This window comes from Ruegeria sp. SATB027 (assembly GCF_059613825.1).
In genome coordinates, this window is the sequence record NZ_JBXWTH010000040.1 from 142,631 (window position 1) to 161,655 (window position 19,025).

The following is a 19,025-nucleotide window of genomic DNA, read 5'->3' on the forward strand; positions in this document are numbered from 1 at the left end:
CCTTGCCGAATCGCCCCGCAGGCCGGATCAATCCTTATGGACCTGCACAGTACCTATCCCGGTATTCCCGATCTGAAACGCCGCGCACGCCGTCGGCTGCCGCACTTCGTGTGGGAATATATCGACAGTGGCACCGGGATTGAAACGACGCGGCATCGCAATCGCAAGGCGCTGGATGATGTCCGTCTGATCCCCTCGATCCTGCATGGGGACCTTGAATTCGATACGTCGGTGAAAATCCTGGGCGGCACCTGTCCTTTGCCCTTCGGCATTGCGCCGATCGGGATGTCCGGGCTTGTCTGGCCTGATGCAGAGCGGCTACTGGCACAGGCCGCCGCCAAGGCAGGCATTCCCTATTCGCTATCGACTGTGGCCAGTCAGAGCCCCGAAGACCTGGCCCCCTATCTGGGCGAGACCGCGTGGTTCCAGCTGTATCCGCCAAGGGACCCAGAAATTCGCTTGGACATGCTGAACCGGGCGCGCGGGGCGGGATTTCGAACTCTGGTTCTGACCGCTGACGTCCCTGTCGCCTCGCGCAGGGAACGGCAGACGCGCTCGGGCCTGCGGCAGCCGCCGAAACTGACACCGCGCCTGCTGGTACAGATCGCTCAAAGACCCGCCTGGGCTTTGGGTATGCTGCGCAGCGGTGTTCCGCATATGCGCACGCTGGACAAGTATATTGATGACCCTGGTGATCTGCCGCCGACGGCCCATGTCGGATACCTGCTGCGGACCTCACCGGATCTGGATTACGTCAAATGGCTGCGCGATCATTGGGAAGGGCCGTTTGTCGTGAAAGGCATCCTGCGCCCCGAGGATGCAGACAGGCTGGAACAGGTGGGTGTGGACGCCCTGTGGGTGTCGAATCACGGGGGTCGACAGTTTGATGCGGCCCCGGCCAGCATTGAGGTTCTTCCCGCGATCCGGAACGCGACCCGCCTGCCGCTGATTTTCGACAGCGGTGTCGAAGGCGGGCTGGATATCCTGCGTGCGCTGTCGCTGGGCGCGGATTTTGTCATGCTGGGGCGTGCTTTTTTGTACGGTCTTGCGGCACTTGGCGCTAAAGGCCCTGCGCATGTGATCGATATCCTGAGGCAGGATCTGCACGCGAATATGGGTCAGATGGGACTGGCCGATCTATGTCAGTTTGAGACGAAACGCTAAATTATTGATGCTGCAACGCGGCATCCCTATAAGTGTGCCGAGGCCAAAGGGCGTTTGCGAGCGATAACATGCCGGTTCTACCCAGAAGAACGGATGTACCTGTGCGTATTCTCCGCCCAATAAGACGCCCAAACACCAAAGACCGGGACCTGATATGACAGACTTCAACAAGATCCTGATCGCCAATCGCGGCGAGATTGCCATCCGCGTCATGCGCGCAGCAAACGAGATGGGCAAACGCACCGTCGCTGTTTACGCTGAAGAAGACAAACTGGGCCTGCACAGGTTCAAGGCGGATGAGGCCTATCAGATAGGCGAGGGCATGGGTCCGGTCGCGGCGTATCTGTCGATTGACGAGATCATCCGCGTGGCCAAGCATTGCGGTGCGGATGCGATCCATCCGGGCTATGGCCTGCTGTCTGAAAACCCCGATTTCGTGGATGCCTGTGTCAAGAACGGCATCACCTTCATCGGCCCCCGGGCCGAGACCATGCGCGCATTGGGCGACAAGGCCAGCGCGCGGCGCGTGGCCATTGCGGCCGGTGTGCCTGTCATTCCGGCCACCGAAGTTCTGGGTGATGACATGGACGCGATCCGCAAGGAGGCCGCCGAGATCGGATACCCGCTGATGCTCAAGGCGTCCTGGGGTGGCGGCGGACGCGGGATGCGCCCGATCCAGTCGGAGGATGAGCTGGAAGAAAAGGTTCTGGAAGGCCGCCGCGAGGCTGAGGCCGCCTTTGGCAATGGCGAAGGCTATCTGGAAAAGATGATCACCCGTGCCCGCCATGTCGAGGTGCAGATTCTGGGCGACAAGCATGGTGAGATCTATCACCTTTATGAACGCGACTGTTCGGTCCAGCGCCGGAACCAGAAGGTCGTCGAACGTGCCCCTGCCCCTTACCTGAGCGAAGAACAGCGCGCTGAGATTTGCGAATTGGGCCGCAAGATCTGCGCCCATGTGAATTACGAATGCGCGGGCACTGTCGAGTTCCTGATGGATATGGAGACGGGCAAGTTCTACTTCATCGAGGTGAACCCTCGCGTGCAGGTCGAACACACGGTCACCGAAGAGGTCACCGGCATCGACATCGTTCAGGCGCAGATCCTGATCGCCGAGGGCAAGACTCTGGCCGAAGCCACCGGCGCCGCCAGCCAGGCCGATGTGCATCTGAACGGTCACGCGCTGCAAACACGGATCACCACAGAAGACCCGCAGAACAATTTCATCCCTGATTATGGCCGGATCACCGCTTATCGCTCGGCCACGGGCATGGGCATTCGTCTGGATGGCGGCACGGCCTATGCGGGCGGTGTCATTACGCGGTACTACGACTCGCTGCTGACAAAGGTCACCGCCTGGGCGCCAACGCCCGAGAAGGCGATCAGCCGGATGGACCGCGCCCTGCGCGAGTTCCGTATTCGCGGCGTCAGCACCAATATCGACTTCGTCATCAACCTGCTGAAGCACCCGACCTTCCTGTCGAATGAATACACCACCAAATTCATCGACACGACGCCGGATCTGTTTGCCTTTAAGCGCCGCCGCGACCGGGGCACCAAGGTTCTGACCTATATCGCCGATATCACGGTGAATGGTCATCCCGAAACCAAGGACCGCCCCGAGCCGCGCGCCGACCTGAAAGTCGCCAAGCCCCCCGCGCAGAAGGCTGAGCCGCGGATGGGCACGCGCAACCTGCTGGAGCAGAAAGGCCCGCAGGCCGTGGCGGACTGGATGAAAGCGCAGCGGCAGCTGCTGATCACCGACACCACCATGCGCGACGGGCACCAGTCGCTGTTAGCGACCCGGATGCGGTCGATCGACATGATCAAGGTGGCACCAACCTATGCCGCGAACCTGCCGCAGCTGTTCTCGGTCGAGTGCTGGGGCGGTGCGACGTTCGACGTGGCCTACCGGTTCCTGCAGGAATGCCCATGGCAGCGTCTGCGCGACCTGCGCGAGGCAATGCCGAACCTGATGACTCAGATGCTGCTGCGGGGCGCGAACGGGGTTGGGTACACCAATTATCCCGACAACGTGGTGCAGGAGTTCGTGCGCCAGGCATCGAAGAACATCGACGTCTTCCGCGTCTTCGACTCGCTGAACTGGGTCGAGAACATGCGCGTTGCGATGGATGCTGTTATCGACAGCGGCAAGATCTGTGAGGGTACAGTTTGTTACACTGGCGATATTCTAGACCCTGACCGCGCCAAATATAACCTGAAATACTATGTCGGAATGGCCAAGGAGTTGCGCGACGCAGGCGCGCATGTTCTGGGTCTGAAGGATATGGCGGGCCTGTTGAAACCTGCCTCGGCCAAGATTCTGATCCGGGCGCTGAAGGAAGAGGTTGGACTGCCGATCCACTTCCACACCCATGACACGGCCGGTATCGCCAGCGCGACCATCCTTGCCGCCTCTGAGGCGGGCGTGGACGCGGTGGATTGCGCGATGGACAGCTTCAGCGGCAACACGTCCCAGGCAACACTGGGCACCGTGGTCGAGGCGCTGCGCCATACTGACCGTGACACCGGGCTGGACATCAAGGCGATCCGCGAGATCAGCGATTACTTCGAGGCCGTGCGCGGACAGTATGCGGCCTTCGAATCAAGCCTCCAGGCCCCGGCGTCCGAGGTGTATCTGCACGAGATGCCGGGTGGTCAGTTCACCAACCTCAAGGCGCAGGCGCGCAGTCTGGGTCTGGAAGAGCGCTGGCACGAGGTCGCGCAGATGTACGCCGATGTGAACCAGATGTTCGGTGATATCGTAAAGGTAACGCCCTCGTCGAAGGTTGTTGGCGACATGGCGCTGATGATGGTCAGTCAGGGCCTGACCCGCGAGCAGGTCGAGGATCCGGCGACAGATGTGGCCTTCCCCGACTCGGTCGTCGACATGATGCGCGGCAATCTGGGTCAGCCTCCGGGCGGCTTCCCGAACACCATCATCAAGAAGGTGCTGAAAGACGAGGCCCCCAACACGCAGAGACCCGGCAAGGATGTGCCCCCGGTCGACCTTGAAGCCACCCGCGCCGAGCTGTCCAAGCAGCTTGAGGGCAAAGAGGTCGATGACGAGGATCTGAACGGGTACCTGATGTATCCCAAGGTGTTTCTGGATTACATGGGCCGTCACCGGATTTACGGCCCGGTCCGCACCCTGCCCACGCGCACCTTCTTCTACGGCATGGAGCCCGGCGAAGAGATCACGGCCGAGATCGACCCCGGCAAGACGCTGGAAATCCGGTGTCAGGCCATCGGCGAGACGGACGAAAAAGGCGAGGTCAAAGTGTTCTTCGAACTCAACGGCCAGCCGCGTGTGATCCGGGTGCCGAACCGGATGGTCACATCAACCACTCAGGCGCGCCCCAAGGCCGAGGTCGGCAACCCCGATCATGTTGGTGCGCCGATGCCCGGTGTTGTGGCCACAGTCACTGTGACCGCGGGCCAGCAGGTCAAGGAAGGCGATATGCTGCTGACCATCGAGGCGATGAAGATGGAAACCGGCATCCACGCCGAACGCGAAGCGACCGTCAAAGCGGTGCATATCCAGCCCGGCGGCCAGATTGACGCAAAGGACCTTCTGATCGAACTGGAATAAGTCGGAAAACAACCTAATGTTCATCAGGCCGTGTGGGAGACCGCACGGCCTTTTTCTATGATTGAGCGGAGACCCATTATGCCTGCAATCACCCCGATCTATGCGGCCCTGATCGCAATTCTCTACGTCGCACTCAGCGTCAAAGTGATCCTGCAACGACGCAGCGACAAAATCTCAGTCGGGGACGGCGGCAGCAAGCTGATGATCAAGGCGATACGGACACACTCGAACTGCGCCGAATACGCCCCGATTTCCCTGCTGCTGATTGCCATGGTCGAGTTGCAAGGCGCGGCCGGAATATTGGTCCATCTGCTGGGGCTGATGTTGCTGGCGGGGCGTCTTTTGCACGCGTACGGATTTGGACGGACGCCACAGATCGTCATCCTGCGGCAGGCCGGCATGAGCCTGACCTTCCTCGCCATTCTGGGCGCGGCCTTGGCAAACCTGATTCTGGCGCTTTAGGCCGTCTGGCGGGTGTTACCCTGCCAGAACGGTTGTTTCGATCTGCGGTGCACCCAGCAGAACCGGTGTGAACCGGTCATGTTCATGCCGATCCGGTTTCAGGATGGCAGCGCCGATCAGAATCATCGCGGCAAGCATCACGATCTTCAGGTCTGCTACGGATATCATGACGGCACCTCCTGCCTGTGTTTTGTTGATTTGAGTTACGGGTTGAACGGGTCACGGGCCGGATTCCGTCGAAAAGATTTTTCCCGCTTTTTGTGTTTTTCCGCTTGCAGCCCCGCGTGGGAATTTATACATCCCTCCTCACTCAACGGCGCGGGCGTAGCTCAGGGGTAGAGCATAACCTTGCCAAGGTTAGGGTCGGGCGTTCGAATCGCCTCGCCCGCTCCATTGAGAGGTCTTCGGACCACATATGTATCTGATGCGGGCGTAGCTCAGGGGTAGAGCATAACCTTGCCAAGGTTAGGGTCGGGCGTTCGAATCGCCTCGCCCGCTCCAGATACCAAACTTTCCGAACATGCTGGTTCTTCTGCCCCCGTTGCGGCATTCTGAATGCAATTTGCAACACGGGATGTTCGCATGTCTGATTATGTTATCCGACCCTTGACCGCTGATGAGTTGCAGGAGGCTGTGGATTGGGCCGGGCGTGAGGGGTGGAATCCGGGTCACCACGATGCCGCGTGCTTTCGTGCAACCGATCCCGATGGGTTCCTGGGCGGCTTTCTGGATGGCGAAATGATCGCGTCCGTCTCGGCGGTGAATTATGACGATTATTTTGCCTTTTTTGGGCTTCTACATCGTCAAGCCAGAATACAGACACCATGGCCACGGGCTTGAGATTGCGCAGCATGCGCTGGCCCATTGCACCGGGCGCAACATGGGTCTGGATGGCGTGGTCGAGCAGCAGGACAACTACCGAAAATCCGGGTTCACCTTTGCCTACAACAACTACCGCTTTTCAGGGCGGGTTGCAGATATCCTGCGCGCGCTGGCACCGACCGCTAGTGTAGACGTGCTGAGCACGGTTTCTGATGCGTTAAGGGACTATGACCGTCAGCTTTTCCCAGCCCGGCGCGATGCGTTCCTGCATGGTTGGCTGAGCGCAAGCGGCCATGTGTCCCGCGTGTTTTCCGAAGACGGGCAGATCAAAGGCTATGCCACGCTGCGCCCCTGTCAGACCGGATACAAGGTCGGGCCGCTGTTTGCGGACCGCACCGACATTGCCGAAGCGCTGCTTGCAAGCGTGTTAAAAGCTCTGCCCGAAGATCAAAATGGGCAAGAGGTGTTCATCGACATGCCACAACCCAACAATGCCGCCTTTGCACTGGCCGACAAGTTGGGTCTTACGAAAGTGTTCGAAACCGCCCGGATGTATTCCGGCGATCAACCGGATATCGACCTGACCCGCATCTATGGCGTGACAACGTTTGAGTTGGGTTAAAACGCCTTGAACGTCATCGTCGTCAGCGAGCGTTCGATATTGGGAATCACCAGCAGGTGTTCGTTGATGAAATGGCCCACATCCTCGGTTTCGGGGATGTAGAGCTTGAGCATCAGATCAAACTCACCGCTGGTGGAATAAAGCTCTGAGTGAATTTCGCGCAGGGCGATTTCCTCGGCCACCTTGTAGGTGGTGCCGGGTTTGCAGCGGATCTGGATGAATACGCAGGTGGACATGGCTTGGCCCTGTTGGTTCGTGTTGTCTGCAAGCTGACATGGTGCTGGGCCGGGTGCAATCCCTTGCAACAGTTTGCAGCGATTGCAACGCATGGTCTGGATCAACCCACCCCACCCCGTCTATAAGCGCGCCTGTAGCAAAAGGAATTCGCCCATGCGCACCGCTTCGATCAGCCGCAAGACCGCCGAAACCGAAATTTCGGTCTCGGTCAATCTGGATGGCACCGGTACATATGACAATCAGACCGGCGTCGGGTTCTTTGACCATATGCTGGACCAGCTGGCGCGCCACTCGTTGATCGATATGACAATCCGCGCCAAGGGTGACTATCACATCGACGATCACCACACGGTCGAGGATACCGGCATCGCGCTGGGTCAGGCTTTGACACAGGCATTGGGCGACAAGAAGGGTATCCGGCGCTATGGCGGATGCCATCTGCCGATGGATGACGCGCAGGTACGCTGTGCGCTGGACCTTTCGGGCCGCCCGTTCCTGATCTGGAATGTCGATTTGCCGACGCAAAAGATCGGTACGTTCGACACAGAACTGGTGCGCGAGTTTTTTCAGGCGCTCAGCACCCATGGCGGCATCACCCTGCATATCGACCAGTTGCACGGCTTCAACAGTCACCACATCGCCGAGGCCGCGTTCAAGGCTGTTGCGCGTGCGTTGCGCGACGCCGTCGAAACCGATCAGCGCAAGGCGGATGCGATTCCGTCGACCAAGGGCGCGTTGTAAATGCTCACCGCCATAATTGATTACGAAAGCGGCAATCTGCATTCAGCGGAAAAGGCGTTTCAACGCATGGCGCAGGAAGTCGGCGCAGGTGACGTTGTTGTCACCTCGGACGCGGATGTGGTTGCGCGTGCGGACCGACTGGTTCTGCCCGGAGATGGTGCCTTCCCGGCCTGTGCTGCCGAGCTGCGCGGCCACAAGGGTATTTATGACGCGATGGTCGAAGCGGTCGAACAGAAGGGCCGCCCGTTTCTGGGCATCTGCGTTGGCATGCAACTGATGGCAACCAAAGGCCATGAATACACCGAGACCGATGGTCTGGGCTGGGTGGCAGGCGATGTTGTTCGGATCGAACCGTCAGATGCCGCTTTGAAAGTGCCGCATATGGGCTGGAACGATCTGGTTCTGGAAAGCGATCACCCGATCTTTGCCGGGGTGAAATCAGGCGATCACACCTATTTCGTCCATTCCTACCATTTTCGCGTGTCCGACCCGGCGCAGCGATTGGCTTATGTGGAATACGGGCAGGACGTCACGGCCGTGATTGGCCGCGACACTATGGTTGGGATGCAGTTTCACCCCGAGAAAAGCCAGGATGTTGGCCTGCGTATGCTGGGCAACTTCCTGACCTGGAAGCCCTGAGGCTTACTGAACCCGCGTCCAGGTTTGCCCGCGGCAGATCAGGCCGCCCGCCACGCAGCCCTTGACGGTCAGCGCATTCTGGCCGTCCAGAGACATTTTCGAGTTGTAGGTTTTGTCCCGGTCGGGGGCCCAGATCTTACCGCTGTCATAGCTGCCGCCCCCTTTGGGGACCATGTCCCAGATGATCTTTTTGCCAAGGTTCTCATATTCCAGCTGCTGGTTACCATCGGCGTCGAACGCGCTGTCGATGGTGCCGCAGATCGCACTGCCGCATTCGGAAATCGTCACATGCAGATAGCCACCCGTGTCGCCCGGCGCGGTTTTCCACAGGCCGTCAACCGGATCGTCTGCAAAAGCAGCTGTAGCAAGCAGCATCAGGCCCGCTGAAAGAGTAAAGGTCTTCATGATTTTCTCCCTGTTTTGTGGGCAGTCTGACCCGCTAATGGGCGGCGGGCAATAATGACCCAGCGTCGCGTTGCATCCCCTGCCCTGCTTGTGCGATATCCCGCGCGTGTAACAGTGATATAGGGCCGCCCGACATGATCCTCTACCCCGCCATCGACCTCAAAGACGGCCAGGCCGTACGCCTGCTGCGTGGTGAAATGGACAAGGCCACCGTATTCAACGAAGACCCGGCCGCTCAGGCCCGTGCGTTTGTCGAGGCGGGATGCGAATGGCTGCATCTGGTCGACCTGAACGGTGCATTCGCAGGCGAGCCGGTCAACGCAGCACCGGTTGAGGCAATTCTGAAAGCTTGCAAGGTGCCCGCGCAACTGGGTGGTGGCATCCGCGACATGGCCACGATCGAAACATGGATCGAGAAGGGGCTGGCGCGGGTCATTTTAGGCACTGTCGCTGTCGAAAACCCCGATCTGGTGCGCGAAGCAGCCAAAGCCTTTCCCGGCAAGGTCGCTGTTGGCATCGATGCACGCAACGGCATGGTGGCTACCAAGGGCTGGGCCGAAGAGACCGACATTCAAGTCACCGATCTGGCCCGTAGTTTCGAGGACGCAGGCGTAGCCGCAATCATCTACACCGACATCAACCGAGACGGTGCCATGCAGGGCCCAAACATCGAAGCAACCGCTGCCCTTGCACAGGCCGTTTCCATCCCGGTGATCGCCTCGGGCGGTGTAAGTTCGCTGGACGACCTGATCGCCCTGCGCGATTGCGGCGTTGCGCTGAACGGCGCGATTTCAGGCCGGGCGCTTTATGATGGCGCGATTGACCTGGCCGAGGCCATCCGCGCCCTGTCGTGATCGGTTATTGCGCGGCTGCGGCGGTCAGCTTGGCCAGTGCACCGCGCATCTTTTCAATGACCGGTGATTTGTCGACATCGTTCAGGTCGTCCAATGTCTCTTTCGGGTCTTCATAGATCAGCCAGACCTGACCATTGGCATCTTCGTACGCCTGCACCTTGAGAGGCAGAAACAGCCCGGCGCGAGGGTCGATCTGCATGGCTGGCGTACCCAGCGCAGGGTTGCCGAAAATCAACACCTGATTGGCGGGAATGGGCGTGCCGATCTTTTCCGCCCCGGCCGCGTGGTCAATGCGGGCGAACACGGTTGCGCCTGCATTTCCGACGGCAGCTTCAAGCGCGTCCAGCGCCTCGGCCACGGATTTGTCGGTTTGAACCTTGATCAGATCATCTGCCATAGCGGTCAGCGCGCCTCCGAACGAAAAAACACAAGCCAGTATCAGTCTACGCATATCGATATTCCTTCTGTGAAATTCACCCCAGTTTTCACAGAATAGAGATCTCTCACAATCACAAGTCTGGCATCGGCAAGGCTTTGCCGCTAGAGGTGCGCCCATAAAGGATATCCTATGCTGAAAACCCGGATCATACCCTGTCTTGATGTTGCCGATGGCCGTGTGGTCAAAGGTGTGAATTTCGTGGGACTGCGCGATGCGGGCGACCCGGTGGAATCGGCCAAGGCCTATGATGCAGCCGGTGCGGACGAGATCTGCTTTCTCGACATTCACGCGACCCACGAGAATCGCGGAACCATGTTCGATGTGGTGCAGCGTACGGCGGAACAGTGTTTCGTGCCGTTGACCGTGGGCGGTGGGGTGCGAACAAAGGACGATGTGCGCGCCTTGCTGCTGGCGGGGGCGGACAAGGTCAGCTTCAACTCGGCTGCGGTTGCCAATCCGGACGTGATTGCCGAAGCGGCAGATCAGTTCGGCAGCCAGTGCATTGTCTGCGCCATCGACGCCAAGACAGTCAGCCCCGGCAAGTGGGAAATCTTTACCCATGGCGGGCGCAAACCCACCGGTATTGATGCGGTTGCCTTTGCAAGAACCGTGGTCGCCAAAGGGGCCGGTGAAATCCTGCTGACCTCAATGGATCGCGACGGCACCAAATCCGGGTTCAACCTGCCGCTGACCCGCGCCATTACCGACGCGGTGGATGTGCCCGTGATCGCCTCGGGCGGTGTTGGCACTCTGGACCATCTGGTCGAGGGCGTCACCAAGGGCGGTGCAAGCGCCGTATTGGCGGCATCGATTTTCCATTTCGGCGAATACACCATCCGCGAGGCCAAGGAACATATGGCCGCCGCCGGCATCCCCATGAGGCTGACATGAGCATCTTGCACGATCTGGCCGCCACGATCGAGGCACGCAAGGGGGCTGATCCCGAAAGCAGCTGGACGGCCAAGCTGCTTGCGAAAGGCCCTGAGAAATGCGCCGAGAAATTCGGTGAAGAGGCCATAGAGGCCATCATCGAAGCCGTAAAAGGGGATCAGGTTAAGCTGACCTCGGAAGCGGCGGACGTGTTGTATCACCTTCTGGTCATGCTGGCCGCGCGGGACGTGGCGCTGGATGATGTCCTGGCCGAGCTGGATCGCCGTCAGGGCACCAGTGGTATCGCCGAAAAAGCTGCCCGCCCCAAAGGGTAAGGTCCGGGTTCCGCACCGACGCCCGGGCCGTTATACTCGGATGCCAGACTGAGAGGGCGAAGGCGCGATATGATCCGAATTCTGATGCTTGTGGCAACCGTTGCCATCGTCGCGGGGTGTTCCGCGCCGCCGCCTTCGACTGGGGATGAGGTACAGCGGCTCGCCACGGAGATTCAGGGCCTTGGCCCGGATATCGACCCTGAGGAGGCTCGACGCGCGGCGGGAATCGCCTACGCCTATACCGCTCAGCTGGTCGAGGAATACCAGATCACGGACCCGCCCCTGATCCATAACATGAAGGTCAACAAAGGCCTGCGCCCGCGTGGGCTGTGCTGGCATTGGGCCGAGGATATCGAACGGCGGCTGAAACAGGAAAACTTCCGGACGCTGGAGCTGCACCGTGCCATTGCAAACGCGGACAACCCGACGCGGATCGACCACAGCACCGCAATCATCAGCCGTAAAGGCGCGACGCTGTATGACGGTGTCGTATTGGACCCGTGGCGTTATGGCGGCGTGTTGTTCTGGTCTCCGCTGGTCGAGGATACCCGGTATGACTGGGTCCCGCGCGACGTGGTGCTGGAAAAGCGGCGGAAGGAACAGGTCGCCCGTCTGAAACCTTACGTGCCCGCCAAACCCTAAAGCTTGGACGAGATGATCCCGGTCGAAAATCCGCCCATGCGCAATTCGCCAAACAGGCGCTGATATTCGATCTTTGGGCAACGGTTCATCACCACATCCACGCCACGGGCCTGGGCCTTTGCCGCCGCTTCAGGGTGTTCCACGCCAATCTGCATCCAGATCGTACCGAGCGACGGGAAAGCTTCCAGCGCCTCATCTACAATGGGTGGCACGGCCTCGGACCGCCGGAAAATGTCCACCATGTCCACAGGCTCGGAGATCTCTGACAGGCTGCCGCGAACCGTCTGACCAAACAGGTCTTTGCCCGCGTGGCCCGGATTGACGGGAATCACCTTGAACCCTTTCAGCGACAAATAGCGCGCCACGTAATAGCTGGGTCGCACCGGGTTCATGGAAACGCCGACAACGGCCACCGTCTTGGTGCGTTGCAAAATAGCCCTGAGGTACTGATCGGAATAGTCTGGCATGCCCTATCCTTAACAGGGTTCCAAAAAGAAAAAAGCGCCCAAGAATGCTTGGGCGCCAGTTGTTGGAACGAGGGACAGTGAAATGACCCGCGGCAGTTCCGTTCCGCGGTCACTGTGACATTTAAGCATGGATCCGTTAAAAAAAAGAGGGGTGGCGCATTTTTGTGATGACTTTTCACAATTATCTGACGGTCGCCTATTTTCCGTAGAGAATTGCGGGCCAGTTTTCCTCGGCCATCGCAATGTACCCTGCCCGATCCTGCTGCCAGATTTCCTCGACCTCGGGCGAATGCGTCAGGTAAAGGCGCCCATCGACCACCTGCCACGCCTTGGGATCCGTGCTTTTCAGTACTCCCTTCGCCATGGCATATGAGCAATAACCACCGAACTGCGGCGCAAAGGCGCGCGGGTTGCCTTCAAAGAGCTCGCGATTTGTCTGCGATTTGAAATGCCACCGGGCGCCCTTCCACATGACCGCGTTTTCGGGTGCCCCTTTTGAAGGCGCGTCGCTGTCAAAATAGGACACGGGATCATACCCCGCCAACGCCACACCGTCAGTGGCGTAATACACGGGGTTGTCCTGCGCAAACACGGCAGGAGCCAGCAATACAGTGCTCAGCGAGCTCATAAAAGTACGTCGGTTCAGCATCGTCATATGGGAATCTGCACATTCAAGACCATCAAGATGCAGCTTTTCGCGTTTTTCGGAACCCCTGTTGACGCGGATGTGAACGAGTGTTCGCCAGTTGAAACTTAGTCAAAGATGTCTTCGATCACGTCCCATGCTTCGTCGAACACGCGCGCAAGCATGGTCTTCTTCCTCTTTTTGCGCTTTGCTTTCCGAGGGGCAGCATGAGACACAGCTACGCGCAGCGGTTCGGGTTTGTGTACTTTCCGCGCGGGCAACATCTTCAGGTTGTGCAGCGGCGCTCCACAGCTGGAGCAGCTAAGCTCGTGCCGTTCCTTGCCTTTCAGGATCAAGGCAGCCCGGGTGCCGCAATAGCAGCAGGTCGCGATTTTGGCAGGACCGGGAATGACGCTCTCCTTTGCTCAGGGTCGCGATGCATATAAGGCGATTGCCGCAGCATTTGAGACGTTCAGCGAACCAAATCCCCCGGCTGCGTCAATTTTAACCAACTGATCCACGGTTTCCTTTGTCTTCTGCCGCAAGCCCGGACCTTCCGCGCCCAGCACAAGCGCGACAGGGCGGTCACGGCCATCGCTTAGCACACCTTCGATTGTCATGTCGGCTTCTCCGTCCAGCCCAAGGACCAGAAAGCCCATGCCCTGAAGCTCGACAATCGCGTCCGCAAGGTTGCGCACCCGCAGATAAGGCTGCCGCTCAAGCGCACCGCTGGCGGTTTTTGCCAGTGCCCCGGTCTCGGGCGCGGAATGGTGACGTGTGCCGATCACAGCACTGGCCCCCAGAACTTCGGCCGAGCGCAGAATCGCCCCGACATTGTGCGGGTCGGTGACCCGGTCCAGCAGAATGACGCGAGGGTTTTCGCGACCGATGCAGTTATCTGCCAGACTGCCCCATTCCAACGGCTTGACCTCCAGCGCTGCGCCCTGATGCACGGATCCAGCATCGATGGGCGCAGAAAACTTGCGCGGGTCGACCATCTCGGCCTCGATCCCCGCAAATTCAATAGCTTCCGCCAGTTTGTCACACGCATTCCGCGTCACCATCAGGCGTAGTTTTTGCCGTTTCGGGTTCATCAGCGCATCGCGAACGGCGTGCAGGCCAAACAGCCAGACGGTTTCCGCAGCAGCAGCTTTGCGCGCCTGTTCCTTTTCGACGACCCATTTGGGTTTCTTCATTTTACGGGCCTCCGGGCCGGGAATTCGGTTTCCTGCGCCAAAGGGAAATTTTCCTGTTGACGCTCCTTTGGTGCGCTAGTAATCACGCCTCCACGTCAGGTGCAACGCCTGACAGTGGGCGACAGGCCGCAAGGTGTGGCAGGGGACTGTAACTCCCTCGCGGAGACGCACGCCTGGTTCGATTCCAGGGTCGCCCACCATCTTTCCAACATATTTCGACGATGGTCAGGACGTGTAGTCCGCATTGCGTTATTGTCTGTCAGCTGTGTTATTGCTGTTGGTCTGCCGTCATTCTCAGATGCGACAGATCTGATCCGTTTTACACATCTTAACCCGGCGCTAACGCGACCGGATTGTGAACGAAAGGTGCCGCGTGGCCTTCGCCACCGCATGTCATGACGTTCAGATCAACGCGTCGGTCGAGTGCGCGCCTATTCCGCAGCCGGGCGCATCTGCGCTATGCGGTTGAACCAGCCTACGATGTCGTCCAAATCGGCAGGCAGCTCTTCGGCCGCACCTTCGGCGAAGGTGTTGAACTTTTCGGCGTTCAGCCCGTTCACGCCGACCAGCACCGGAATATCCAGCGCCAGTGCTTCGCCGATTACGGGGCGAAAACCGCGCCCATCGGATTCATGTTTGCCGAATTTGTTGATAATCAGCAGGTCCGGTGCGTTCGCAAGAGAGGCGGTCACATATCCCACCGCCTGTTCCAGCGCTGCCGGGTCCAGACGGCAGCCGCGCGACTGGGTGCCCAGTGATTGTGAGATTCGGATGGTTTCACCATCCGGCAACACGCGGACATCCATGTCGCACTTGCTGCTGTCGGTACATTCCGTGTTCGTTTGCACGACACCGGCCAGTTTCGCGCCAGACGCCAGCAGACGTTCAGCAACAGCGCTGAGCAGGCGATCCGTCGCGCCGCGGTCGGTGGTGGTGACATAGGCCAGATGCATCTTGGACCTCTTGTAAATCGATTGTGACGTTTCAAATAGCACGCAAGGGGCTGCCCGACCACTCCTCCAGTCAAGGTAGCGGCGACAGACCGATCACAGGTGCGTGCAGGTGAAGAAGAACCGCGTAAGCGGCCAGTGCGGTTAGCCAGATCCAAGGGCGTGGCCATGGACGCGGTAAGCGCAGTGAGAACCGCGCCGTATTTCGCGACAACCGGACCCATTCAAAACCCATCTCACGCGATTTACGCCTGTCGATCAGGGCCATGCCCATAACAGAAAATCCGGCAAACAGGCCGAACAGGATCACATGTGACAGGCTTCCATTGGCCAGAAGATGCGCCAAGGACCACAATAGCAGCGCAGCAAGGATCGGGTGGCGAGTGGAGCGCAGAATACCGGGGTGTTCGGGGTCAAATGGCCTTTTACCTATCCCTCCGAAAGAAAACGGGTTCTGGATCGCTAGCCCGGCCACAGCCAGCCAGCACACCACGGGCATGATCAGTATTGGCACCCAGCGCAAGACTGCGAACGGCGGGATGACCTCGACATAAGGGGCGTTTGCAGCGGCGACAATCAGCCAGGCCAGCACGGCCAGCGACAGAAGTGAATAGGCCGCGAAATACCCCCGGCGCCCGAGCGTGCCGATCAGCCATCCCCGCACGGTGGGCCGTACAGGAATTGCATGGCTGAGCAGGAAAACGATGAGTGCTGCAAGAAATAGGCCCCAACCGGTCATGATATTCTCCAAACGTGTTGGGGTCGGTCTAGAGTGAGAGGGCAGCGACTTCCTTGCCCGAAATCAAGTTGGGTCGCAGGGGCGGATACGCCGCCCCTGCCTGTATTACAGCCCAAGCGCCGCGCGGCGTTCTTCGGCAAAGCCCTGCACGATGCGGTCGGCAATCAGTGCCAGAATCGCCATCGCGGCCCCGGCCGAAATACCAAGCCCCACATCCGCCTGACCCAGCGCCAGATAGATCGACTGGCCCAGACCGGTGGTCCCGATCAGTGCCGCGATGACCAGCATGGCAAAGGCATAAAGGATGGTCTGGTTCAGCCCAAGCAGGATGGTCGGGGCCGCATAAGGCGCCCTCACATCGCGCAAAATCTGCCACTCGGTCGCACCGCTTGAAATTGCGGCCTCCATCATCTCATCCGGTGTATTGACCAGCCCGTGCCGCGTGTAGCGGATCATCGGGACAATCGCATAGGCACAGATGGCCAGAAAGGCCGAGAACTCGCCAATCTGGAACACCATCAGCACCGGGATCAGGAACACGAAAAGGGGGATCGTCTGCAACATGTCACAGATCGGTCGAACCACGTTCCACACAGGCTGCCATACCGCGCTGGCAAGGCCGATCAGCCCACCCGCCAAAGCGCAGGTAAATACCGCTGCACCGCTGAGATAAAGCGACAGCAGCGCCCTTTCCCACAGGCCCGAGACGAGGATGGTGCAGAGCAGCCCCACGCAGAGCGCGGCCAAACGCCAGCCCCCGGCGACCCAGCCCAGCGCGGCAGCGCCAGTCAGGACAAAGGGCCACGGCAGGTTCGCGATACCGGTTTCCAGCATTCCAATCAGAATCAGAACGACCAGCCCACCAGTCAGCCGTCCGCGCCACGCCATGAAAAGCGCAATCCCGGCATCGGCCGCGAACAGGCCAAAGCTCATGCTCGACGTCCACTGGAAGCCCCATGTGAAGGGCAGCACCGCCTGATCCAGCCCGATCCGCAGCGGCAGCAGAATATAGAACAGCGAGTTGTTCTTCAGGGCGTCCAGCCACTGGCCGTTGGCCTGCGTGAATGCGGTCAGGCCGCTGTCCACGGCTTCGGCCATCGGGTCCAGCAGGGTCAGCTCCGCAGGGTTTGGCAACCACGCCCAGAAGGCCGCCGTGAAGATAACAGCAAAACCCAACATCGCCCAGACAACACGGCTGTCATAGCGTTTACGCTCGGTCGCCAAAGTGCCGCTCATCCGGTCGATCACCACGGCAAAGACCACGATAACCAGACCCGCCATCAGCGACTCGCCGAACTGCGCCTTGCGCATGGTCAGCAGAACCTCCCAGCCGATATCGTTGAACCCGCCGATGACGGCGGCGATGATAACCATCGACAGAGCAGCCATCAGGCATTGGTTCACACCGACCATGATTTGAGTGGTGGCGGCAGGGATTTCGACCTGGAACAGTTGCTGGAACCGAGTGCCGCCAGACATAATGGCCGCCTCTTTTATCTCGGGCTCTACCCGTTCCAATCCCAGCATCACATTGCGCGCCATTGGAGGTGCTGCATAGATGGCCGAAGCGATCAGACCGACAACAGGGCCAAAGCCAAAAAGCAGCAGCAGCGGTGTCAGATAAGCGAAGGTTGGCACCGTCTGCATGATATCCAGCACGGCCTGCACAAAGGATTTCACCTTTGGCACTTCGTTGGCGAGGATGCCGATACCGCCCCCAATGACCAGCGCCACAGGGACAGACACGGCGACAAGCGCCAGCGTATTCATGCTTTCGGCCCAATAGCCCGAGGCCAAAACAAAGCTGAGGCCCAGAAAGCCAAGTGCGGCCATGGACAAGCCGCCCAGATACCAGCCCAACGCGGTTACGATCCCGATCAGGATGGGCCAAGGCGTATTGCCCAGCACGAAATTCGCCCAGTTCATTGGGTGGGTCATCAGGTCCGAAAACAGCCGCATTGCCGGTTTGATCAGGTTCAGAAACCAGTCCAGAAACGCGCCAACCCATTGGGTTGCAGGCAGTTCCCACGCGGCGGGCCATTTGACCAGCCACGGGGCGATACCCTCGAGCGCAAGGCAAACTGCACCGACGATAACCGTTATCAGGGCGGCCTTCGCACCTGCCGTCAACTGCGCGCTGCGCCGTGTCGGGAGGTCGGTTATGGCGGTCATGTCTCGTCCACCTGAAGAGCTGCGGCCAGATCGGACGGATGCACCGTGCCGACGACATTGCCCGCCTCATCCCGCACGGGCACGGGTTCATACAGCTCCATGCAATGCGCAAGGGCTGCATCCAGCGTCATCGAGGTGGTGAGGCCGGGATCATCCGGGCCACATTCTGCCTCGCTCCGCATGACCGAGGCGACCTTGGCGTGCTGACCTTTGGCGACATCCTTCGAAAATTCGCGCACGTAACCATCCACCGGGCGCAACACGATATCTGTGGGCGTTCCGATCTGAACAATCTTGCCGTCGCGCATGATTGCAATGCGGTCGGCCAGCTTCAGCGCCTCTTGAATGTCATGGGTGATGAAGACGATGGATTTCTTCAGCGTCGCCTGAATGCGCAGGAATTCATCCTGCAACTGGCGGCGGATCAATGGGTCGAGGGCCGAGAACGGTTCATCCAGAAACCAGATATCGGGATTTACGGCGAGGCTGCGGGCAATGCCCACACGCTGACGTTGGCCACCTGAAAGCTGGCGCGGAAAGCTGTCTTCGCGCCCTTCCAGACCGACCAGTGAGATCACCTCCTGTGCGCGCGCCAGCCGTTCCTTTTTGCCCACACCCTGCACACGCAGCGGATAGGCCACGTTTTCGGAAACGGTCATATGCGGGAACAGGCCGAAATGCTGGAACACCATGCCCAGTTTTTTGCGGCGCAACTCGGTCAGGGCCTTCTTCGAGGCTCCGATGACATTTTCGCCGTCCACCCGAATCTCACCGCCCGTGCCGGGCAGTAGCTGCGAAATGCAGCGGATCAGCGTGGATTTGCCCGAGCCTGACAGGCCCATGATGACGAAAAGCTCGCCCTCCTGAACTTCGAAATTGGCATCCTGAACGGCAGGGATCAGCCCCTGTTCCCGAAGGGCGGCGGCAGCCTTGTCTGCGTCATTCCCTGACCGAGACAGCGCGTCGGTCAGGGCTTTGTCAGCGCCGGGGCCAAACACCTGCCAGAGATTCTGGCAGGCGATGGCTGGCATAGTCGTGTCCGTCACTTACGC

Annotated in this window: 23 protein-coding genes and 3 tRNA genes; 14 read left to right on the plus strand and 12 right to left on the minus strand. The window is 59.6% G+C overall.

The features are described from left to right. Positions 1–36 precede the first annotated feature (36 nt). The 3 genes from AC2FPW_RS10995 to AC2FPW_RS11005 all read left to right on the plus strand — a co-directional run bounded on the left by AC2FPW_RS10995 (position 37) and on the right by AC2FPW_RS11005 (position 5,218). Positions 37–1,164 carry an alpha-hydroxy acid oxidase gene (locus AC2FPW_RS10995; protein WP_496813686.1) on the plus strand — a complete coding sequence of 376 codons (1,128 nt, stop codon included), beginning with the start codon at positions 37–39 and terminating at the stop codon, positions 1,162–1,164. Between the two features lie 154 nt (positions 1,165–1,318). Continuing rightward, a complete protein-coding gene (locus AC2FPW_RS11000; protein WP_496813688.1) occupies positions 1,319–4,756 on the plus strand; it encodes a pyruvate carboxylase in 3,438 nt (1,145 codons plus the stop codon). A gap of 78 nt (positions 4,757–4,834) precedes the next feature. Further along, positions 4,835–5,218, plus strand: a complete 384-nt coding sequence (locus tag AC2FPW_RS11005; protein WP_496813690.1) for an MAPEG family protein — start codon at positions 4,835–4,837, stop codon at positions 5,216–5,218. Between the two features lie 15 nt (positions 5,219–5,233). Here AC2FPW_RS11005 and AC2FPW_RS11010 read toward each other — a convergent pair whose 3' ends face one another. Beyond that, positions 5,234–5,386 carry a hypothetical protein gene (locus AC2FPW_RS11010; protein ID WP_209597812.1) on the minus strand — a complete coding sequence of 51 codons (153 nt, stop codon included), beginning with the start codon at positions 5,384–5,386 and terminating at the stop codon, positions 5,234–5,236. Between the two features lie 150 nt (positions 5,387–5,536). Here AC2FPW_RS11010 and AC2FPW_RS11015 point away from each other — a divergent pair. The 4 genes from AC2FPW_RS11015 to AC2FPW_RS11030 all read left to right on the plus strand — a co-directional run bounded on the left by AC2FPW_RS11015 (position 5,537) and on the right by AC2FPW_RS11030 (position 6,662). Further along, positions 5,537–5,611: transfer RNA gene (locus AC2FPW_RS11015), tRNA-Gly, on the plus strand. Positions 5,612–5,644: 33 nt separating this feature from the next. Beyond that, positions 5,645–5,719: transfer RNA gene (locus AC2FPW_RS11020), tRNA-Gly, on the plus strand. A gap of 81 nt (positions 5,720–5,800) precedes the next feature. Next, entirely contained in the window at positions 5,801–6,058 is a 258-nt protein-coding gene (locus AC2FPW_RS11025; RefSeq protein ID WP_496813691.1) for a hypothetical protein, read from the plus strand. Beyond that, positions 5,985–6,662: a GNAT family N-acetyltransferase gene (locus tag AC2FPW_RS11030; RefSeq protein WP_496813692.1), complete on the plus strand. Its 678-nt coding sequence runs from the start codon at positions 5,985–5,987 to the stop codon at positions 6,660–6,662. Before AC2FPW_RS11025 ends, AC2FPW_RS11030 begins: the two co-directional genes overlap by 74 nt. Here AC2FPW_RS11030 and AC2FPW_RS11035 read toward each other — a convergent pair. Then, positions 6,659–6,898, minus strand: coding sequence for an Lrp/AsnC family transcriptional regulator (locus AC2FPW_RS11035; protein ID WP_480482339.1), 240 nt, complete (start codon positions 6,896–6,898; stop codon positions 6,659–6,661). The two genes, AC2FPW_RS11030 and AC2FPW_RS11035, sit on opposite strands and share 4 nt — an antisense overlap. A 154-nt stretch (positions 6,899–7,052) precedes the next feature. Between AC2FPW_RS11035 and hisB the strand changes: the two genes are divergently transcribed. Together hisB and hisH are read left to right on the plus strand one after the other, a co-directional pair. After that, a complete protein-coding gene (gene hisB, locus AC2FPW_RS11040; RefSeq protein WP_496813694.1) occupies positions 7,053–7,640 on the plus strand; it encodes an imidazoleglycerol-phosphate dehydratase HisB in 588 nt (195 codons plus the stop codon). Next, positions 7,641–8,279, plus strand: coding sequence for an imidazole glycerol phosphate synthase subunit HisH (gene hisH, locus AC2FPW_RS11045; protein ID WP_480537406.1), 639 nt, complete (start codon positions 7,641–7,643; stop codon positions 8,277–8,279). Between the two features lie 3 nt (positions 8,280–8,282). Here hisH and AC2FPW_RS11050 read toward each other — a convergent pair whose 3' ends face one another. Beyond that, positions 8,283–8,684 (minus strand): DUF2147 domain-containing protein, encoded by a 402-nt coding sequence (locus AC2FPW_RS11050; protein ID WP_496813696.1) that lies wholly within the window; start codon positions 8,682–8,684, stop codon positions 8,283–8,285. Positions 8,685–8,818: 134 nt separating this feature from the next. Between AC2FPW_RS11050 and hisA the strand changes: the two genes are divergently transcribed. After that, on the plus strand, positions 8,819–9,538 hold the full coding sequence (gene hisA / locus AC2FPW_RS11055) for a 1-(5-phosphoribosyl)-5-[(5-phosphoribosylamino)methylideneamino]imidazole-4-carboxamide isomerase (RefSeq protein WP_496813697.1): 720 nt from the start codon (positions 8,819–8,821) through the stop codon (positions 9,536–9,538). A 4-nt stretch (positions 9,539–9,542) separates the two neighbouring features. Here the strand turns inward: hisA and AC2FPW_RS11060 are convergent, their stop codons facing one another. Next, complete coding sequence (locus AC2FPW_RS11060; protein WP_480475895.1) at positions 9,543–9,989, minus strand: DUF302 domain-containing protein; 447 nt, start codon at positions 9,987–9,989, stop codon at positions 9,543–9,545. Positions 9,990–10,106: 117 nt separating this feature from the next. Between AC2FPW_RS11060 and hisF the strand changes: the two genes are divergently transcribed. The 3 genes from hisF (at position 10,107) to AC2FPW_RS11075 (ending at position 11,824) form a co-directional block, all read left to right on the plus strand. Next, positions 10,107–10,868: an imidazole glycerol phosphate synthase subunit HisF gene (gene hisF, locus AC2FPW_RS11065; protein ID WP_496813699.1), complete on the plus strand. Its 762-nt coding sequence runs from the start codon at positions 10,107–10,109 to the stop codon at positions 10,866–10,868. Further along, on the plus strand, positions 10,865–11,182 hold the full coding sequence (locus tag AC2FPW_RS11070) for a phosphoribosyl-ATP diphosphatase (protein WP_480481906.1): 318 nt from the start codon (positions 10,865–10,867) through the stop codon (positions 11,180–11,182). Before hisF ends, AC2FPW_RS11070 begins: the two co-directional genes overlap by 4 nt. 69 nt (positions 11,183–11,251) lie before the next feature. Next, positions 11,252–11,824, plus strand: coding sequence for a hypothetical protein (locus AC2FPW_RS11075; protein WP_496813701.1), 573 nt, complete (start codon positions 11,252–11,254; stop codon positions 11,822–11,824). On the opposite strand, the gene AC2FPW_RS11080 is transcribed toward AC2FPW_RS11075, so the two are convergent. The 4 genes from AC2FPW_RS11080 to rlmB form a co-directional block, all read right to left on the minus strand. Continuing rightward, positions 11,821–12,291, minus strand: a complete 471-nt coding sequence (locus tag AC2FPW_RS11080) for a CoA-binding protein (RefSeq protein WP_496813703.1) — start codon at positions 12,289–12,291, stop codon at positions 11,821–11,823. The two genes, AC2FPW_RS11075 and AC2FPW_RS11080, sit on opposite strands and share 4 nt — an antisense overlap. 196 nt (positions 12,292–12,487) lie before the next feature. After that, positions 12,488–12,946: a YHS domain-containing (seleno)protein gene (locus AC2FPW_RS11085; RefSeq protein WP_496813705.1), complete on the minus strand. Its 459-nt coding sequence runs from the start codon at positions 12,944–12,946 to the stop codon at positions 12,488–12,490. Positions 12,947–13,044: 98 nt separating this feature from the next. Further along, positions 13,045–13,326 carry a hypothetical protein gene (locus AC2FPW_RS11090; RefSeq protein WP_267363344.1) on the minus strand — a complete coding sequence of 94 codons (282 nt, stop codon included), beginning with the start codon at positions 13,324–13,326 and terminating at the stop codon, positions 13,045–13,047. Between the two features lie 15 nt (positions 13,327–13,341). Further along, positions 13,342–14,112, minus strand: coding sequence for a 23S rRNA (guanosine(2251)-2'-O)-methyltransferase RlmB (rlmB, locus tag AC2FPW_RS11095; RefSeq protein ID WP_496813707.1), 771 nt, complete (start codon positions 14,110–14,112; stop codon positions 13,342–13,344). 116 nt (positions 14,113–14,228) lie between these two features. On the opposite strand from rlmB, the gene AC2FPW_RS11100 reads away from it, so the two are divergent. After that, a tRNA-Tyr gene (locus AC2FPW_RS11100) sits at positions 14,229–14,312 on the plus strand. Between the two features lie 231 nt (positions 14,313–14,543). On the opposite strand, the gene AC2FPW_RS11105 is transcribed toward AC2FPW_RS11100, so the two are convergent. From AC2FPW_RS11105 to AC2FPW_RS11120, 4 genes are all read right to left on the minus strand, one after another. Then, on the minus strand, positions 14,544–15,065 hold the full coding sequence (locus tag AC2FPW_RS11105) for a DUF2478 domain-containing protein (protein WP_480582967.1): 522 nt from the start codon (positions 15,063–15,065) through the stop codon (positions 14,544–14,546). 70 nt (positions 15,066–15,135) lie between these two features. Then, on the minus strand, positions 15,136–15,801 hold the full coding sequence (locus AC2FPW_RS11110; RefSeq protein WP_496813708.1) for an NnrU family protein: 666 nt from the start codon (positions 15,799–15,801) through the stop codon (positions 15,136–15,138). Positions 15,802–15,906: 105 nt separating this feature from the next. Then, positions 15,907–17,973: an ABC transporter permease gene (locus AC2FPW_RS11115; RefSeq protein ID WP_496813709.1), complete on the minus strand. Its 2,067-nt coding sequence runs from the start codon at positions 17,971–17,973 to the stop codon at positions 15,907–15,909. Next, on the minus strand, positions 17,970–19,019 hold the full coding sequence (locus AC2FPW_RS11120; protein ID WP_496813711.1) for a quaternary amine ABC transporter ATP-binding protein: 1,050 nt from the start codon (positions 19,017–19,019) through the stop codon (positions 17,970–17,972). The genes AC2FPW_RS11115 and AC2FPW_RS11120 overlap by 4 nt, the downstream gene beginning before the upstream one ends. Positions 19,020–19,025: the final 6 nt, after the last annotated feature.